Genomic DNA, 15,908 nt, shown 5'->3' on the forward strand with positions numbered 1-15,908 from the left:
TATGAGCGACAGCCGGATCGAACAACACCTGACCTTCGACTCCATCCGCCACCAGGATGCCGAGGGCAACGATTACTGGTTGGCCCGAGAGCTGGCGCCGCTGCTGGAGTACGTGCAGTGGCGCAATTTCATGCAGGTGGTGGAAAAGGCCAGACAGGCCTGCCAGCAGAGCGGAAACCAGATCACCGACCATTTTGCTGACGTCAGCAAAATGGTCGAGCTCGGTTCCGGGGCGCAACGCGAGGTGGAGGACGTCCAACTCTCACGTTACGCCTGCTATTTGATCGTGCAGAACGGCGATCCGTCCAAGCCCGTGATCGCCCATGGACAGACCTACTTCGCTCTGCAAACTCGCCGCCAGGAGCTGGAAGACGAGCGCAAATTCGCTCAGCTCTCCGAAGATGAAAAGCGCCTGGCCATCCGCAATGAGCTAGCGACACACAACAAGCACCTGGCCGCAGCCGCCAAGGACGCAGGCGTCGAGACCCCGCTGGACTACGCAATTTTTCAGGATCACGGCTACAGGGGCTTGTACGGCGGGTTGGGCGCCAAGGACATACACGCTCGCAAGGGCCTGAAGAAAAGCCAGAAAATCCTCGATCACATGGGCAGTACGGAGCTGGCCGCCAACCTGTTCCGCGCCACGCAAACCGAGGAGAAACTGCAGCGCGACCAGATACGCGGTAAGGCCCAAGCCAACCAGACACATCTGGAAGTCGGAAAAAAGGTTCGCCAGACCATCGAGGAACTGGGCGGCACCTTGCCCGAAAATCTACCCGCGCCGGAGCACAGCATTCAGCAGCTCGAATCGGCCAAGAAGAAACAACTCAAGAAGAAAGACACCTGATGCCACGCCCGAAGAACACCGCAAAACAACCCAAGTCAATTGCCAGCACCCAGTCACTGGCCACCTTCGTCAAAAGCATCTGCGACGTGATGCGTCGCTCCAACTGCGCCAGCGCACTGCAATACGTACCAGAGCTGACCTGGATTCTGTTTTTGCGCATCCTCGACGCGCAAGAAACCCGTGAGGCGGAACAAGCCGAAGTGCTTGGATCGAGCTTCTCGCCGGCCTTGCTACGCCCTTATCGCTGGCAGGATTGGGCGGCCCCCTGGTCAGACAAGCCCGGTCATCCGCTGACGCGTGACGGCAAACCCCAGGGCTGGAAGCGTCAGGAGCTGTTCACCACCGGTGACGGCAGCCTGTTCGACTTTATCAACAGGGAGTTGTTGCCATATCTTCACGCACTGGATGTCGACCCTAAAACGGGCCTGCCCAACCCGGCAGCCAGCGCCAAGCAACGCATCATCGGCCGGATCATGACCGCCGTGGAGCGAGTGCGGGTGGATGATGAAACCAACCTGCGCGACATTCTCGACCGCGTACACGAAATCAGCATCGATCACATCGACGACACCCATTTCTTCACCCTGTCGCAGGTTTATGAAGACTTGCTGTTGAAGATGGGTGAAAAGAACTCCGATGGCGGCCAGTTCTTCACCCCGCGTGAGGTGATCCGCGCCATGGTGCATACAGTGGATCCATCTTTAGGCCAAACGATTTACGACCCCTGTTGCGGCACCGGGGGCTTTCTTGCCGTGGCCTACGAGCACATCGCGCGAAAAATGGGCCAGTCTCCCGCCAGTACCGATCTGGAGAAACTCAAGCACGACACCTTCTTCGGGCGCGAAAAGGAAAACCTGGTTTTCCCCATCGCCCTGGCGAACCTGGTGCTACACGGTATCGACCAGCCCAATCTGTGGCATGGCAATACCCTCGAGCGGCGCGCGACCTATGGCGCGCTGTTTACTCATGCGCCCAAACAGTTCGATCTGATTCTGAGCAACCCACCCTTCGGCGGCAAGGAAGGCAAAACGGCGCAGAACAACTTCCCCTTCCCTACCAGCGCCACCCAAGTGCTGTTCGTTCAGGACATCCTCGCCGAACTGGCACCAACTGGCACCTGCGCCATTGTGCTGGACGAGGGCTTGCTGTTCCGCACTAACGAGTCATCTTTCGTCGAAACCAAACGCAAGCTCACCGACGAATGCGATCTCTGGGCCATCGTCAGCCTGCCGGGCGGTGTGTTCTCCACAGCAGGTGCCGGGGTCAAGACCAATCTGCTGTTCTTCACTCGCGGCAAGAAGACCGAGCGTATCTGGTATTACGACCTCTCGTGGGTGAAAGTCGGCAAGAAAACACCACTGACGCTGGCGCACTTTGGTTTTGCACAGGATGGCTCTGTCCTGAGCGACGACGCCTTGCCCGCTAACTTGCTGGCAAGCTGGCAAGCCGACGAGACCAATGCAGGCCAGCCTTTCCCCAGCTATGCCCGGCAGTTAGCGACGCGCAGTGAAAGTCGCTATTCATGGACAGTGGACTTCGCCAAACGTCGCAGCGAAGCTCGCGAAAGAATGCAGCCTTTACTTGATCAGGCCACGGGTATCAGGGAGGCCGTCGTAGGGCTCAAGGAAAACCTCAGGCACCTGAAAAAAGACAAGTCAGCGCCGAGCGCAATAGCAGCACTAGAAGCCAAGATTCGTGAGCAGGAAAAAGCCGCGCGTGACCTGGAAAACGAAGCAGCCGTTATCGACGCCGCTGTATTCGATCTCAAAGCCGTCAACCCAAACGCAACGACCGTGGCAGATGAACGCACTCCCGCACAGATCCTCGCCAGCATAAACGCGCAAGGACAGATCGTGGTGCAGGCACTGAGTCGACTGCAAAGCTTGCTGGATACTGCATCCTAAGCGGCACGCTCAGGCAGAGCTTAAAGCCAGCCTGAGCGTCAGCTCTTTACGTGCTCTGTTCGCTCAGCACACTCACCGCCGGGCTGCCCGGTCCGCCCAGACAAGGCGCCTGAAACAACTCGCCATGCCAGACGCCGGCGAGCGTGCGACTGAACACCAGCGTCCAGACTGCCGCCAGTTGCACCGCCAGCAGCAGACCGATGAAGGCAAAAAAGCTCAAGCCGGTCACCGCCTGCAGCTCGAAGGTGGCCAGGGCGAATACCCCCAGCGGAAAGGTAAACCCCCACCAGCCGAGGTTGAACGGCATGTTGTCGCGGATGTAGTGGCGAGTGAACAGCGTGGCGATCACCAGCCACCACAAGCCCGCGCCCCACAGCGCCAGGCCGCCGATCAGGCCGAGATCCCGCGCCAGCTCGGCGGCGCTGAGCAGCGACGTACCGGCAAAAGCCAGCGGCGCCGCCTGCCCCATGCTGAGCAAGCCCAGACAGCCGGTAGCCAGCGGCCCTAGCGGCAGCCAGCTGGTGGCGGCGAAATCGGTATCCGGCAATTTGTGCAGGGCCAGGCGCAGCAGCACCAGCGTGATCAGCGAGAACGCCAGCGACAGCGACAATCCCCAGAGCACGAAACCGGCCACCAGCAACTGTTGCGCCGCCTCGGCCGCCAGATGCGGCGCCAGCGCCCCTGCCGTGCTGGCGGCGACCTCCGGTGCGACGATAGGTAGCAGCCAGACCGCGGTGAGCTTCTCCAGCGCATGATGCTGGCGGGTGAACATCAGATAAGGCACCAACAAGGCGCCGAGCAGCGCCAGCGCCGCATCCAGCCACCACAGCGCATGGGCCAGCGCGTAAATCCCCTCGCCCCAGCGCGGCACGCCGAACAGCAGCAAGCCCTTGATCAGCACCGCCAGGCCCATGGGAATGGCACCAAGGAACATCGACTGCACCGGATGCAGCAACATCGGCCAGACGGTGTCGCGAAACAGCGCCAGGCGCAGCAGAAACAGCAGGCTGAACAGCGCGAACAGACTGACCGCGACAAACCACAGCCCCTCGGCGAGCATCAGCAATCCAGGCAGCTGCCAGGGCAGATGAGCGATCACCAGCGCCAGCACGCCGGTGCCCATGGTCATGGCAAACCAGCTGGGCGTGAAGTGACGGATAAAAGCGAGCGGCTCGGGTAAACGACTGAAGGGGCGTGGCATGAGTCGGGTAGTCCCGTGACATGAGTGATGGCGCAAGGGTAAGAATTGGCTTGCCATATGAAAAATACATATTCAGCATTCTATGCATACCTTTCATTTATGCATTAACCATGAATCTGCACCATCTCAAGGTCTTTCTGGCCGTGGCAGACGCTGGCAGCATCAGCGCCGGCGCCGAACGCCTGCACATCAGCCAGCCGGCCGTGACGCGGGAGATTCGCGACCTCGAAGCCAGCCTCGACCTGCGCCTGTTCGATCGCCAGCCACGCGGCGTGCGACTGACCGAAGGCGGCCTGCGCCTGCATGACTATGCGCGACGCATCTTCGCTCTGGAGCGCGCCGCCGAACGCGACCTGCGTGACTTCGCCCAGCTGGAGCAGGGCGAGTTGCATCTGGGCGCCAGCGCCACGCTCGGCGCCTACCTGCTGCCGCCACTGCTCACCCGTTTTCGCGCTCTGCATCCGCAGATATTCGTCAGCTTGGAAGTCAGCAACACCGACGTCGTGACCCGACAACTGGACGAAGGCCGCATCAGCCTGGGCTTCGTCGAAGGCTCGTTCGCCCAGGCCGACTACGCGCATCGCCTGCTGGCGCGCGATGCCCTGCTTCCGGTGGCATCGCCGCTGCACCCGCTGACCAGGGCCGAGCGCCTGCGAGCCAGCGACCTGCAGGCGTACCCGCTGTACATGCGCGAACCCGGCTCCGGCGCTCGCGCCAGCATCGAGCAGGCCTATCGCGACCACGGATTGGAGCCACAGGCCGGCATGGCCATCGGCAGCACCGAAGCGCTCAAACGCCTGCTCGCCGACGGCCAAGGCATCGCCTGGCTGTCGCAGCGGGTGGTCGAGCGTGAACTGGCCAGCGGCGAACTCCAACGCTTGACAGTGCAGGACATGCAGATCGAGCGTGAACTGCATGTGCTATGGCGACTCGGCACCAGCCTGAGCCCGGCCCCCGCCGCTTTTCTGCAACTGAGCCAGGCGCCAGGCTAGCCTCAATACCAATATCAAAACTTTTTGATATTGGTATTGCTGTATGAAAAATGACCGACTAGACTGCGCCCCCATGACCCTGCGCGCACCCCAGTTGGATTTCGACCCCTGCGACGAGCTCGCCGCCCTGTGCAAGGCCGGCGGCGATCCGCTGCGCCTGAACGTGCTGCGCACCCTGAGCAACGATTCGTTCGGCGTGCTGGAACTGGCGCAGATCTTCGCTATGGGTCAGTCAGGCATGAGCCACCACCTCAAGGTGCTGGCCCAGGCTGGCCTGGTGGCCACGCGCCGTGAAGGCAACGCGATCTTCTACCGCCGCGCGCTACCGGGCGGCCGCCTGCATGCGGCGCTGCTGGAAGAGATCGACGCACTGCCGCTGGCGGGCGAGGTGCAGGCGCGCATCGCCGCCGTGCACCAGCAACGCGCCACCGTCAGCCGCGACTTCTTCGCGCGCATGGCCACCAGCTTTCAGGCCCAGCAGGATCTGATCGCCGGTTTGCCGCAGTACCGCGACAGCCTGCTGGCCCTGCTCGATGCCCTGCATTTCGCGCCGGACGCCACGGCGCTGGAAATCGGGCCTGGCGATGGTGCCTTCCTGCCCGAGCTGGCGCGCCGCTTCGCCCAGGTCACGGCCCTGGACAACAGCCCGGCTATGCTCGAACTGGCCAGCCAGCGCTGCGCCACCGAGGGCCTGCACAACGTCGAGCTGAAACTGGCCGATGCGCTACAGGATGAACAGCAGCCTGCCGACTGCGTGGTACTGAACATGGTACTGCACCACTTCGCCACGCCGGCCGAGGCCTTTCGCAAACTGGCCGCCCTGGTCGCACCCGGCGGCAGCCTGCTGCTCAGCGAGCTGTGCAGCCACGACCAGAGCTGGGCACGCGAAGCCTGCGGCGATCTATGGCTCGGCTTCGAACAGGAAGACCTGGCGCGCTGGGCGACGGCCGCCGGCCTGACGCCCGGCGAAAGCCTCTACATAGGCCTGAAAAACGGCTTTCAGATTCAATTACGGCACTTTGCCAAACCCGATGCGCACAGCGCCTTCAGCCTCCGGCAAGAAAGGAACCGATAGATGAGCGAATATTCCCTGTTTACCTCCGAGTCCGTGTCCGAAGGGCATCCGGACAAGATCGCCGACCAGATCTCCGATGCGGTGCTCGACGCCATCATCACCCAGGACAAGCACGCCCGCGTGGCTGTGGAAACCCTGGTCAAGACCGGTGTGGCCATCGTCGCCGGCGAAGTGACCACCAGCGCCTGGGTCGACCTGGAGCAGATCGTCCGCGACGTCATCTGTGACATCGGCTACACCAGCAGCGATGTCGGCTTCGACGGCGCCACCTGCGGCGTGCTCAACATCATCGGCAAGCAATCCCCGGACATCAACCAGGGCGTCGACCGTGCTAAGCCGGAAGATCAGGGCGCCGGCGACCAGGGCCTGATGTTCGGCTACGCCAGCAACGAAACCGACGTGCTGATGCCGGCACCGATCCGCTTCTCCCACGCCCTGGTCGAGCGCCAGGCCGAAGCGCGCAAGTCCGGTCTGCTGACCTGGCTGCGCCCGGATGCCAAGTCCCAGGTCACCTGCCGCTACGAGAACGGCAAAGTGGTCGGCATCGACGCCGTGGTGCTATCCACCCAGCACAGCCCGGACGTCTCGCTGCCCGACCTGCGTGAAGCGGTGATGGAGCTGATCATCAAGCACACCCTGCCGGCCGAACTGCTGCACAAGGACACCCAGTACCACATCAACCCGACCGGCAACTTCGTGATCGGCGGCCCGGTGGGCGACTGCGGCCTGACCGGGCGCAAGATCATCGTCGACTCCTACGGCGGCATGGCCCGCCACGGTGGCGGTGCGTTCTCCGGCAAGGACCCGTCCAAGGTCGACCGCAGCGCCGCCTACGCCGGCCGCTACGTGGCGAAGAACATCGTCGCCGCCGGCCTGGCCGAGCGCTGCGAGATCCAGGTGTCCTACGCCATCGGCGTGGCCCAGCCGACCTCCATCTCGATCAACACCTTCGGCACCCACAAGATCGCCGAAGACAAGATCATCAAACTGGTGCGTGACGTGTTCGACCTGCGCCCGTACGCCATCACCAAGATGCTCGACCTGCTGCACCCGATGTACCAGGACACCGCTGCCTACGGCCACTTCGGCCGCACGCCGCAGTCCAAGACCGTCGGCGAAGACAGCTTCACCACCTTCACCTGGGAACGCACCGACAAGGCCGCGGACCTGCGCGCCGCCGCTGGCCTGTAAGAAAGCCCCTGAAAATGAAAAAGCCCCCCAGAGCGATCTGGCGGGGCTTTTTCGTGCCTGAGGCTTATTTGCCGAACATCGAACTCAGGCCCTTGAGCGCATCCTTGGTGGCATTCAGCTGATCAGGTGCAGCAGCCTGAGTGGAAGCATCGGCCTCGGCGCTGAGACGCTCACAGCCAGCATCGAGCGCAGCCAGGTTTTCATTGGCCTTGTCGTTGCCAGCCAGTGCTGCCAACTGCTTGAGCTGAGCCAGACCGTCCTGATTGGCAGCCATCTGCTCCTGACATTTGGCCTGGATCGAGGCGACCTCGGCAGCGTGAGCAGGCAGAGCGGCGAAAGCCAGAGCGGCGACACAGGCAACGGAAACAATACGCATCAGTGAAGACCTCTAAGGGTTGAGGCCCGGCTGTCCATGCGCCCACGCCGGGCAAATCCATTTGTTTGGGGGTTGAAAAGGCGCGCGAAATTATCACCCAGATAGCCAGGAAACAAGAAAAAACCGAACAATATCAGAGATTTAGCTGCCAATGCTGAGCGAATACCCATCCAGCTGCTAGGCTCAGTGAGTACCTTTGAGCAAGGAAGCTCCGCGATGAAACTCGCCCTGCTGCTATTACTCCTTCCGCTGGCCGCCCAGGCCACCCCCTGCCCCGACTGGCCCGCCAGTCGCGCCAACTCCGAGCTCGCCGCACTCAGTCAGCAGATCGCCGAGTGGGACGACGCCTACCATAACCACGGCCGCTCGCTGGTGGCCGATGAAATCTATGACCAGGCCCGCGAGCGCCTGCAATCCTGGCATCGGTGCTTTCCGACTGCCCGCACGGCATTGGCCGACCCTCTGGCTGGCAGCAGCGGGACGATCGCACACCCGGTGCCGCAGACCGGCCTGCGCAAGCTGAACGATGTGGCAGTGGCCGAATGGATCAACAGTCGCGACGATCTGTGGATTCAGCCCAAGGTCGACGGCGTCGCAGTCACCCTGGTCTACCGAGACGGCGTGCTGCGACAAGCCATCAGCCGTGGCGATGGACGCCTTGGCCAGGACTGGACAGCCCGCGCGCGGCAGCTACCGGCCATTCCCGCACGCCTGCAGGAACCGCTCGATGCCGTGTTGCAGGGCGAGCTCTACTGGCGCCTGGACGGCCACGTGCAAGGCCGCGACGGTGGGGTTGGCGCCCGCGGCAAAGCGGCAGGCCTGATGGCGCGACAAACGCTCGACCAGCAACAGGCCAGTGCCATCGGCCTGTTCGTCTGGGATTGGCCGGATGGCCCGGCGAACATGCCTGAGCGCCTGCAAGCCCTGCAGAGACTGGGTTTCGGCGACAGCCTGCACTACACCCAGCCCCTGCGGGACGCAAAGGAAGCCCGCAGTTGGCGCCAACGCTGGTTCGATCAGCCACAGCCGTTTGCCAGCGATGGTGTGGTCCTGCGTCAGGGCACGCGGCCATCCGGAGAGCGCTGGCAGGCAGAAGCGCCGCACTGGGCGATTGCCTGGAAATACCCGGCCAGCCAGGCGCTGGCCGTGGTACAGGCGGTGGATTTCAGTATCGGCCGTACTGGACGCATCACGCCGATCCTGCGTTTGCAGCCGGTCGACCTCGACGAGCGGCGCATCAGCCGGGTCGCGCTCGGCTCGCTGCAAACCTGGGAGAAGCTGGACATACGCCCCGGCGATCAGGTGGCGATACGCCTGGCCGGCCTGACCATTCCACGCCTCGACCAGGTGATCTGGCGCAGCCCGGAGCGTGCAATAGTGCACGCTCCCGATCCCAATCGATACCACGCCATGAGTTGCTGGCGGCTCAGTGGCGAGTGCCAGCAACAGTTCCAGGCACGCCTGAACTGGCTCGCCGGCAAACAGGGGCTGAACCTGCCCGGCGTGGGACCAGGCACCTGGAGCACGCTACTGGCGGGGCAGAAACTGGAGGGTCTGCTCGATTGGCTGGCGCTCGATAGCGAACACCTGCAACAGCTGCCCGGTATCGGCCCACGGCGCGCCTCGCAGCTGCAGCAGGCCTTCGCCCAGGCCCAGCAGCGCTCACTGCAGCAATGGCTGACAGCTCTCGGTGCACCAGCCGGTTTCCAGCTCGGCGCGGAGGATGACTGGGCCACGCTAGTGGCTCGCAGCCACGCCGAGTGGATGCAGCAACCCGGCATGAGCCAGAACAGCGCCGAGCGCCTGCTGGCGTTCTTCAGCCACCCGGAGGTTCAGCGCCTGGGCGCGCAACTGCAGGAGGCCGGCACCGTCGGTTTCCTGCCGCAGGAAAATTCACCGCGCGATTGACCCAAATCAGCAGATGGCTCAATCGGGTCGAACCTCGCGCAGCAACCAGGGTCACTCCGAAGTAGACCTTCACGAGGACAGACCATGATCTGTCAAACCGCTTTGCTCGGCCTGCTGCTGGCCGCCAACCTGAACGCCACACCGATTCTGGCCGCCGGGGTCGATAGCGGCAGCGCCGTCAAACGCCAGGTGCTTCAGGAGAAGATCGACGCAGCGCACAAGAGCGGCAACTCGCGAGAACTGGATGGACTGCAACGAGCACTGGGCAATGTCGATGCCCATTGTGATGACGCTTCGCTGCACAAGGAGCGCCTGGCCAGCGTCAAGGAAGCCCGCGAGGAAGTACGGGAGCGCTAAATGGATCTGCGTGAAGCCATGGGCAAGGGCGATCAGGAGAGGATCGCCAAGCGTCAGGCCAAACTGGCCGAGGCACGCGCCGAACTGCAGCAGGCCGAGGCCGAAGCGCGCGCTGATCAGTAAGCGCGAAACGCCTTGTGGCACGCCTCGCAACTGTCCTCGACGGCCTGCACCGCCGGCTCCAGCTCGGAGCGACGTAGCGGCGGTGCGGTCGTGGCCTGTACCAGTGCGGCAGTGGCCTGCTCCAGATCACGCGCCATCTTCTGGAACTGCTCCTGGCGCTGCCAGACCTCGGCACTGGCCTTGCTGCGCTCGTCGTCCGCCACCTCGGGGAAATGCTGCCAGGGCTCGTGCGACAGGCGCTCCAGCTCGCCAGCACCGCTGATGAAAGCCGATTCATCGTAGGGAATGCGGCCGCGCAGCATCCCACCGAGGTCTTCGCTGACCTTGAGCATCTCCTTGAACGCTGCCTGGCGCTTGCCCAGCGGCGAGTTGGGGTCGACCCCACCACAGGCGGCCAGGGTCAGGCAGGAGCAGGTGAGCAGCAGGAGTTTCTTCAGGGTCATCGACACGACTTCCGGGCGACAAGGGGCCGCTAGTATCGCGGCTCACCCCGGTCGGGCCAAGCGACCTCTTGTCACAACAGCTGTCGTTTGTACGCGTTGGTCAGCCAGGGTTCAGGTACGGAAGCGCCCCAGTTGGCTGTTGAGCTGCTGCACCTCGCCCTGAATCTGCGCACTGACCTGCACCACGCTCTCGGTCTCGCCCTGGCTGCGCTCGGCCAGGCTGGAGATGTGCGTTACCCGCTGATCGATCTCCTGCGCCACCTGGCTCTGCTGTTCTGCGGCCGTGGCGATCTGCGCATTCAGGGCATTGATGCCATCCACCGCCCCGACGATGGTCTCCAGGGCCTCACTGGCCTGACGAATGTGCTGAAGGTTGCCGTCGGCCAGGGCCGCGCTGCGCTGCATCGCCAGAACCGCATCACGCGCACCGCCCTGTAAACGCTGGATGATCGCCTGGATTTCACCAGTCGATTGCTGGGTGCGACTGGCCAGGGTGCGCACCTCGTCGGCGACCACGGCGAAGCCACGCCCTGCCTCACCGGCGCGCGCCGCCTCGATGGCCGCGTTGAGCGCCAGCAAATTGGTCTGCTCGGCGATGCCGGTGATCACTTCGAGCACCTTGCCGACACCACCGGTTTCGGCCTCCAGGCGCTGTACCTGCTCGCCACTGCGCTGCAGCTGTTCCACCAGTTCGGCGATCTGCGCCGCACTACGCTGCACCACCTGCTTGCCGCTCTGCGCACAATCATCGGCACTGCGTGCCGACTCGGCTGCATGGGCAGCGTGACGCGCCACCTCCGCCACGGTGGCGCTCATCTCGTTCATCGCGGTGGCGACCTGATCGAGATCCTCGTACTGGCGCCGCACACCATCGCCCGCCGACTGGGCGGCGCCGACCACATTGCCGACATGCTCGCCGGTACGCTCGCCGCTGCGCTTGACCTCCGCCAGCAAGCCACGCACCTGCTCCTGCATGCGGTTGTAGCCGGCGAAGATGCGGCCGATCTCGTTGTCACCCTGACGACCGTCCAGGCTACGCGTGAAGTCGCCGGAGCCGACCCGGGTCAGCGCCCCCTCCACCGCATTGAGGTTGTGCATCAGCGGGCGCAGGCCGAACTGACGGCCCAGCACCACCAGCGCCAGAATGCCCAGCACGCAACCGAACGCCAGCCACATCTGGCGGCGCTGGCTGCCTTCAGCGTGCGCGGCCATCAAGCCGACGACCTGGTTCATCTCGCGCAGCAACTCGACCGACTGCTGCTCCAGGGCCTTGAGGTCGACTGCCGCATCGCCCGCAACCACACGCTGCAATTGCGTACGAAAGCCCTGCCAGAGACCACCGACCTTGTTCATCTGCGCCTGGACGCTGGGCTCGGCGATGGCACTGATATTGCGCGCCGCGTTGCCACTCAGCAGGTCGCGATGGGCGGCGTCGAACTGCGCCATGGTAGCTTCCAGCGTCGTTGCAGGCAGGACGCCTTCACGCAGCAACAGCGCCTCCTTGGTCATCTTCTGGCTGAGCATGCGCTGCGCGCCGGCGACATTGATGGTCTCCGGCGATACCGACATGCTCAGGTACAGCGCCACCGAAGCGACCACAGCGAGCAGAAACATCAGCGCATAGGAAAACAGAAATTGCTGATTCAGCGTGCGCAGGCCGATGGCACAGAGCAGGCGGTCGAAAAAGGCGGTGGCGGACATGAGAGGCTCCCTGGCAGACGGCGGGAAATCCCACCAAATAATCGGGAGCAAGCAAGAATGTGGCCAGCCGCCCTACAGGCTAATTGACCTCAAAAATGCACCAGAACAGTGCGATGACTAATCGGTCGCGCGCCTTTCTAGCTCATCGTCACAACCAGTTGCAGATATCGACTAGGCGGGCACCACGAACAGCGCCGCGATCAGCCCCATCCCGGCGAACCACACCAGCGAGCGCACAGGCCCCCAGCCAGCCAGATAGCAGATGAAATACAGCACACGGCTGACGATGAATGCCACGGCCAGTTGGTCGAGCAGCCCCTGCTCGGCACCACCGGCCTGGTGGGCGATGATCACCGCGGCAGCGAACGCCGGGGTTACCTCGAAGCCGTTGAGCTGGGCGTTGTTGGCGCGCTTGCGCCAGCCCTCCAGGGTACTCAGGAACGCGCGCGGATCCTGATTGGCGCGCGGTCCGTAGCCGGGGCCAAGGAACTTGGCGGTGGCAGTACCCAGGTAGGGCAGAAAGATGGCGATCAGTACGCACCAGTAGGCGAGGGTCATGGAGGCTCCGCAGCTTGGTAATGGAATGCGCAGCTTGTCCCGAGCAGGCACGGGCGTCCATGACTGCCACCGCCCAAGTCGATGGCGATTCGGCCAATCATGCCGCCAGCTTGCCCTCTGCCAGCGCCACGGAGGCCGCGAGCATGGCGCGCAGCAACACCGCGCAGCCGGCAGCCAGATCCGTCGGTGCGGCATTCTCGATTTCGTTGTGGCTGATGCCTCCCTCGCACGGCACGAAAATCATCCCGGCCGGGCCCAGCTCGGCGAGGAAGATCGCGTCATGGCCGGCACCACTGACGATATCCATATGCGACAAGCCCAACCCGGCGGCCGCACCGCGCACCGCCTCGACGCAACCCTGGTCGAAATACAGCGGCGGGAAGTCCGCGGTCGGCGTCAGTTCGAAACTCAGGCCGTGCTTGGCACAGGTCGCCTCGATCACTCCACGCACCGCCTCGATCATCGAATCCAGGCGTTCCGGCTGCAGATGGCGGAAGTCCAGGGTCATGCGCACCTCACCGGGAATCACATTGCGCGAACCGGGGTAGGCCTGCAGGCAACCGACCGTGCCGCAGGCATGCGGTTGATGCTCCAGCGCTACCCGATTGACCGCTGCGACCACGGCCGCAGCGCCGACCAGAGCGTCCTTGCGCAGGTGCATCGGCGTCGGCCCGGCGTGGGCTTCGACGCCCTTGAGCGTAAGGTCGAACCACTTCTGCCCGAGCGCACCGAGCACCACGCCGATGGTCTTGCCCTGATCTTCGAGAATCGGCCCCTGCTCGATATGCGCCTCGAAATAGGCGCCCACCGCATGGCCGGTCACCGCCCGTGGCCCGGCGTAGCCGATGGCATTCAGCGCCTCGCCGACACTGATGCCCTCGGCGTCGCGCTTGGCCAGGGTTTCTTCAAGAGTGAACTTCTCGGCGAACACCCCGGAGCCCATCATGCACGGGGCGAAGCGCGAGCCTTCCTCGTTGGTCCACACCACCACTTCCAGCGGCGCTTCGGTCTGTATGCCCAGGTCATTGAGGGTGCGCAGCACCTCGACGCCGGCCAGCACGCCGAAGCAGCCGTCGAACTTGCCGCCGGTGGGCTGGGTGTCGATATGGCTGCCGGTCATCACCGGCGCCAGCGCGGCGTTGCGCCCGGGACGACGGGCGAAAATATTGCCGACGCCATCGACAGTGACAGTGCAGCCAGCCTCCTCGCACCAGCGCACGAACAGGTCACGCGCCTGGCGGTCGAGGTCGGTCAAGGCCAGGCGACAGACCCCGCCCTTGACGGTGGCGCCGAGCTGCGCCAGCTCCATCAGCGATTGCCACAGGCGCTCGCCGTTGACGTGCGGCTGGTTGGATTGCAGAACCTCGGTGGCAGTGTTCATGGTCATTTCCTCGGCCTCTCTGGTTGTCTGTGACGCGGGACGCGTCTGCTGGATCGCTTCGCGGGCAAGCCCGCTCCTACACCGGTGCCTTGGCCACCACCGGCCTTGCGCTGCGCAGGCTGCACAAGCCGAAATAGATCAAGCCGCCCAGGAAGGAGCCGGTAAACCAGCCGTAGTCGTAGAACCAGCTGAAGGCGCTGCTACCGAGCGACAGCAGAGTCAGCGCCACCGGCACGGCGAAGGCGGCGAAACCGATCCAGTTCCACGCCGGGTAGACGTCATCGCGGTACAGCCCGGCCAGGTCGAGTTGCTGTTTCTTGATCAGGAAGTAGTCGACCACCATGATCCCGGCAATCGGCCCGAGCAAGCTGGAGTACCCCAGCAACCAGTTGGAGTACACGCTCTCCAGGCTCAGCTCGGAGACCAGCAGCCCTAGCTTTTTCAGCAGCTCATGGCCCATCAGCCCCAGGCCGATCAGGCCGGTGAGGATCACCGCCTTGGTGCGGTCGATCAGCTTGGGGGCGATGTTCTGGAAATCATTGGTCGGCGAAACGATATTCGCCGCCGTATTGGTCGACAGCGTGGCAACGATGATCAGCGCCATGGCCAGGGCGACCCAGCCGGGGCTCTGGATATGGCCGATCAGGCTGACCGGATCGGCCACCGTCTGCCCCACCAGACCTTCCGAGGCGGCGGTCATCACCACACCGAGCGCAGCGAAGAGGAACATGGTCAGCGGCAGACCGAAGATCTGCCCGAGAATCTGGTCCTTCTGACTTTTCGCGTAGCGGCTGAAGTCAGGGATGTTCAGCGACAGAGTGGCCCAGAAGCCGACCATGGCGGTCAGCCCGGCGAGAAAGTAACCGGTGACGCTGGCACCCTCGGGGCGATTGGCCGGCTGCGCCAGCAACTCGCTCATCGACACGTTGGGCAACGCCCACACCAACAGACCGGCACCAACCAGCACCAGCAGCGGTGCGGACAAGGTTTCCAGCAATTTGATCGACTCGGCGCCGCGCAGCACGATCCACAGGTTAAGTGCCCAGAAGATCATGAAACCGATCACCTCGCCGGTGCCACCGAGCGCCTTCCAGCCCTCGAAGATCGAACCCAGCAGCAGGTGGATCGCCAGGCCGCCGAACATGGTCTGAATGCCGAACCAGCCGCAGGCCACCACGGCGCGGATCAAGCAGGGCACGTTGGAACCGAGTATGCCGAACGAGGAACGCAGCAATACCGGAAAGGGGATACCGTACTTGGTGCCGGCAAAGGCGTTGAGGGTCAGCGGAATCAACACCACGACGTTGGCCAGCAGGATCGCCAGCAGCGCCTCGCCTACCGACAGGCCGAAGTAGGCGGTGAGCACACCGCCCAGGGTATAGGTGGGCACACAGATCGACATGCCGACCCACAGCGCGGTGATGTGCCACTTGTTCCAGGTGCGCTGATGCAACTTGGTCGGGGCGATGTCATGGTTGTAGCGCGGGCTGTCGAGTACGTCGCTGCCAGCGTTCAGCTCATACAAGCCCTCCCGCTCGGTCACTTCCGATCTGCTCTGTTGCATGGGCCTCTCCAGTATTTTTCTGATTGTTAGCGCATCGGGCTAATTCGATGGCCGGAGTTCAGGAGCCGGCCAGCACGGGGGCAGCGCCACTCAATAAGCGTGCCGCATTCCCCGGCTGGGTCTGCATCCTGCCTGCTTGAACACATTAAGCATCTGATCTGAAAACGTTTTATCTGAAGCCACAGGCGTCGCCAGCAGACGCCATCGACAGACTCGTGACGGCTTGTCCTGTCAGTCAGGATTCAAACTGGTGCAAGCGATTTTTTTTCGCCGCCCAAGGTCGCGCC

13 protein-coding genes and 1 pseudogene are annotated in these 15,908 nt (G+C 63.6%); 7 read left to right on the plus strand and 7 right to left on the minus strand.

The genetic code is table 11. The features are described 5' to 3' along the window. Position 1: 1 nt before the first annotated feature. On the plus strand, positions 2-847 hold the full coding sequence (gene dinD / locus DBO86_RS13715) for a DNA damage-inducible protein D (protein ID WP_108233936.1): 846 nt from the start codon (positions 2-4) through the stop codon (positions 845-847). After that, positions 847-2,751: a class I SAM-dependent DNA methyltransferase gene (locus DBO86_RS13720; RefSeq protein WP_108233937.1), complete on the plus strand. Its 1,905-nt coding sequence runs from the start codon at positions 847-849 to the stop codon at positions 2,749-2,751. Before dinD ends, DBO86_RS13720 begins: the two co-directional genes overlap by 1 nt. Before the next feature lie 46 nt (positions 2,752-2,797). On the opposite strand, the gene DBO86_RS13725 is transcribed toward DBO86_RS13720, so the two are convergent. After that, a complete protein-coding gene (locus tag DBO86_RS13725; RefSeq protein WP_108233938.1) occupies positions 2,798-3,952 on the minus strand; it encodes a TDT family transporter in 1,155 nt (384 codons plus the stop codon). A gap of 110 nt (positions 3,953-4,062) precedes the next feature. Here DBO86_RS13725 and DBO86_RS13730 point away from each other — a divergent pair, with 110 nt between their 5' ends. The 3 genes from DBO86_RS13730 (at position 4,063) to metK (ending at position 7,210) form a co-directional block, all read left to right on the plus strand. Next, complete coding sequence (locus DBO86_RS13730; RefSeq protein ID WP_108233939.1) at positions 4,063-4,944, plus strand: LysR family transcriptional regulator; 882 nt, start codon at positions 4,063-4,065, stop codon at positions 4,942-4,944. A gap of 73 nt (positions 4,945-5,017) precedes the next feature. After that, positions 5,018-6,019: an ArsR/SmtB family transcription factor gene (locus DBO86_RS13735; protein WP_108233940.1), complete on the plus strand. Its 1,002-nt coding sequence runs from the start codon at positions 5,018-5,020 to the stop codon at positions 6,017-6,019. Then, positions 6,020-7,210 (plus strand): methionine adenosyltransferase, encoded by a 1,191-nt coding sequence (gene metK / locus DBO86_RS13740; protein WP_003458847.1) that lies wholly within the window; start codon positions 6,020-6,022, stop codon positions 7,208-7,210. A 64-nt stretch (positions 7,211-7,274) separates the two neighbouring features. On the opposite strand, the gene DBO86_RS13745 is transcribed toward metK, so the two are convergent. Next, positions 7,275-7,586 carry a hypothetical protein gene (locus DBO86_RS13745; protein ID WP_108233941.1) on the minus strand — a complete coding sequence of 104 codons (312 nt, stop codon included), beginning with the start codon at positions 7,584-7,586 and terminating at the stop codon, positions 7,275-7,277. Positions 7,587-7,802: 216 nt separating this feature from the next. Here DBO86_RS13745 and ligB point away from each other — a divergent pair, with 216 nt between their 5' ends. Together ligB and DBO86_RS13755 are read left to right on the plus strand one after the other, a co-directional pair. Next, complete coding sequence (gene ligB, locus DBO86_RS13750) at positions 7,803-9,494, plus strand: NAD-dependent DNA ligase LigB (RefSeq protein WP_108233942.1); 1,692 nt, start codon at positions 7,803-7,805, stop codon at positions 9,492-9,494. A gap of 84 nt (positions 9,495-9,578) precedes the next feature. After that, positions 9,579-9,974, plus strand: a pseudogene (locus DBO86_RS13755) (DUF1090 domain-containing protein). On the opposite strand, the gene DBO86_RS13760 reads toward DBO86_RS13755, so the two are convergent. The 5 genes from DBO86_RS13760 to DBO86_RS13780 form a co-directional block, all read right to left on the minus strand. Next, positions 9,968-10,417: a c-type cytochrome gene (locus DBO86_RS13760; RefSeq protein ID WP_108233943.1), complete on the minus strand. Its 450-nt coding sequence runs from the start codon at positions 10,415-10,417 to the stop codon at positions 9,968-9,970. The pseudogene DBO86_RS13755 and the gene DBO86_RS13760 sit on opposite strands and share 7 nt — an antisense overlap. Before the next feature lie 111 nt (positions 10,418-10,528). Then, positions 10,529-12,118, minus strand: coding sequence for a methyl-accepting chemotaxis protein (locus tag DBO86_RS13765; protein WP_003458836.1), 1,590 nt, complete (start codon positions 12,116-12,118; stop codon positions 10,529-10,531). A gap of 171 nt (positions 12,119-12,289) precedes the next feature. Next, positions 12,290-12,676: an MAPEG family protein gene (locus DBO86_RS13770; protein WP_108233944.1), complete on the minus strand. Its 387-nt coding sequence runs from the start codon at positions 12,674-12,676 to the stop codon at positions 12,290-12,292. A gap of 97 nt (positions 12,677-12,773) precedes the next feature. Then, complete coding sequence (locus tag DBO86_RS13775; protein ID WP_108233945.1) at positions 12,774-14,057, minus strand: Zn-dependent hydrolase; 1,284 nt, start codon at positions 14,055-14,057, stop codon at positions 12,774-12,776. 76 nt (positions 14,058-14,133) lie between these two features. Next, the gene (locus DBO86_RS13780; protein WP_108233946.1) at positions 14,134-15,621 is read right to left on the minus strand and encodes an NCS1 family nucleobase:cation symporter-1; all 1,488 of its coding nucleotides are present in this window, start codon (positions 15,619-15,621) and stop codon (positions 14,134-14,136) included. Between the last annotated feature and the right edge of the window lie 287 nt (positions 15,622-15,908).

Source organism: Ectopseudomonas oleovorans (assembly GCF_003052605.1).
Lineage (GTDB): Bacteria > Pseudomonadota > Gammaproteobacteria > Pseudomonadales > Pseudomonadaceae > Aquipseudomonas > Aquipseudomonas oleovorans_A.

Bases quoted from the DNA above. Each gene is read 5' to 3' on its own strand.
- dinD (WP_108233936.1), top strand. From the start codon at position 2: ATGAGCGACAGCCGGATCGAACAACACCTGACCTTCGACTCCATCCGC.
- DBO86_RS13720 (WP_108233937.1), top strand. From the start codon at position 847: ATGCCACGCCCGAAGAACACCGCAAAACAACCCAAGTCAATTGCCAGC.
- DBO86_RS13725 (WP_108233938.1), bottom strand. From the start codon at position 3,952: ATGCCACGCCCCTTCAGTCGTTTACCCGAGCCGCTCGCTTTTATCCGT.
- DBO86_RS13730 (WP_108233939.1), top strand. From the start codon at position 4,063: ATGAATCTGCACCATCTCAAGGTCTTTCTGGCCGTGGCAGACGCTGGC.
- DBO86_RS13735 (WP_108233940.1), top strand. From the start codon at position 5,018: ATGACCCTGCGCGCACCCCAGTTGGATTTCGACCCCTGCGACGAGCTC.
- metK (WP_003458847.1), top strand. From the start codon at position 6,020: ATGAGCGAATATTCCCTGTTTACCTCCGAGTCCGTGTCCGAAGGGCAT.
- DBO86_RS13745 (WP_108233941.1), bottom strand. From the start codon at position 7,586: ATGCGTATTGTTTCCGTTGCCTGTGTCGCCGCTCTGGCTTTCGCCGCT.
- ligB (WP_108233942.1), top strand. From the start codon at position 7,803: ATGAAACTCGCCCTGCTGCTATTACTCCTTCCGCTGGCCGCCCAGGCC.
- DBO86_RS13760 (WP_108233943.1), bottom strand. From the start codon at position 10,417: ATGACCCTGAAGAAACTCCTGCTGCTCACCTGCTCCTGCCTGACCCTG.
- DBO86_RS13765 (WP_003458836.1), bottom strand. From the start codon at position 12,118: ATGTCCGCCACCGCCTTTTTCGACCGCCTGCTCTGTGCCATCGGCCTG.
- DBO86_RS13770 (WP_108233944.1), bottom strand. From the start codon at position 12,676: ATGACCCTCGCCTACTGGTGCGTACTGATCGCCATCTTTCTGCCCTAC.
- DBO86_RS13775 (WP_108233945.1), bottom strand. From the start codon at position 14,057: ATGAACACTGCCACCGAGGTTCTGCAATCCAACCAGCCGCACGTCAAC.
- DBO86_RS13780 (WP_108233946.1), bottom strand. From the start codon at position 15,621: ATGCAACAGAGCAGATCGGAAGTGACCGAGCGGGAGGGCTTGTATGAG.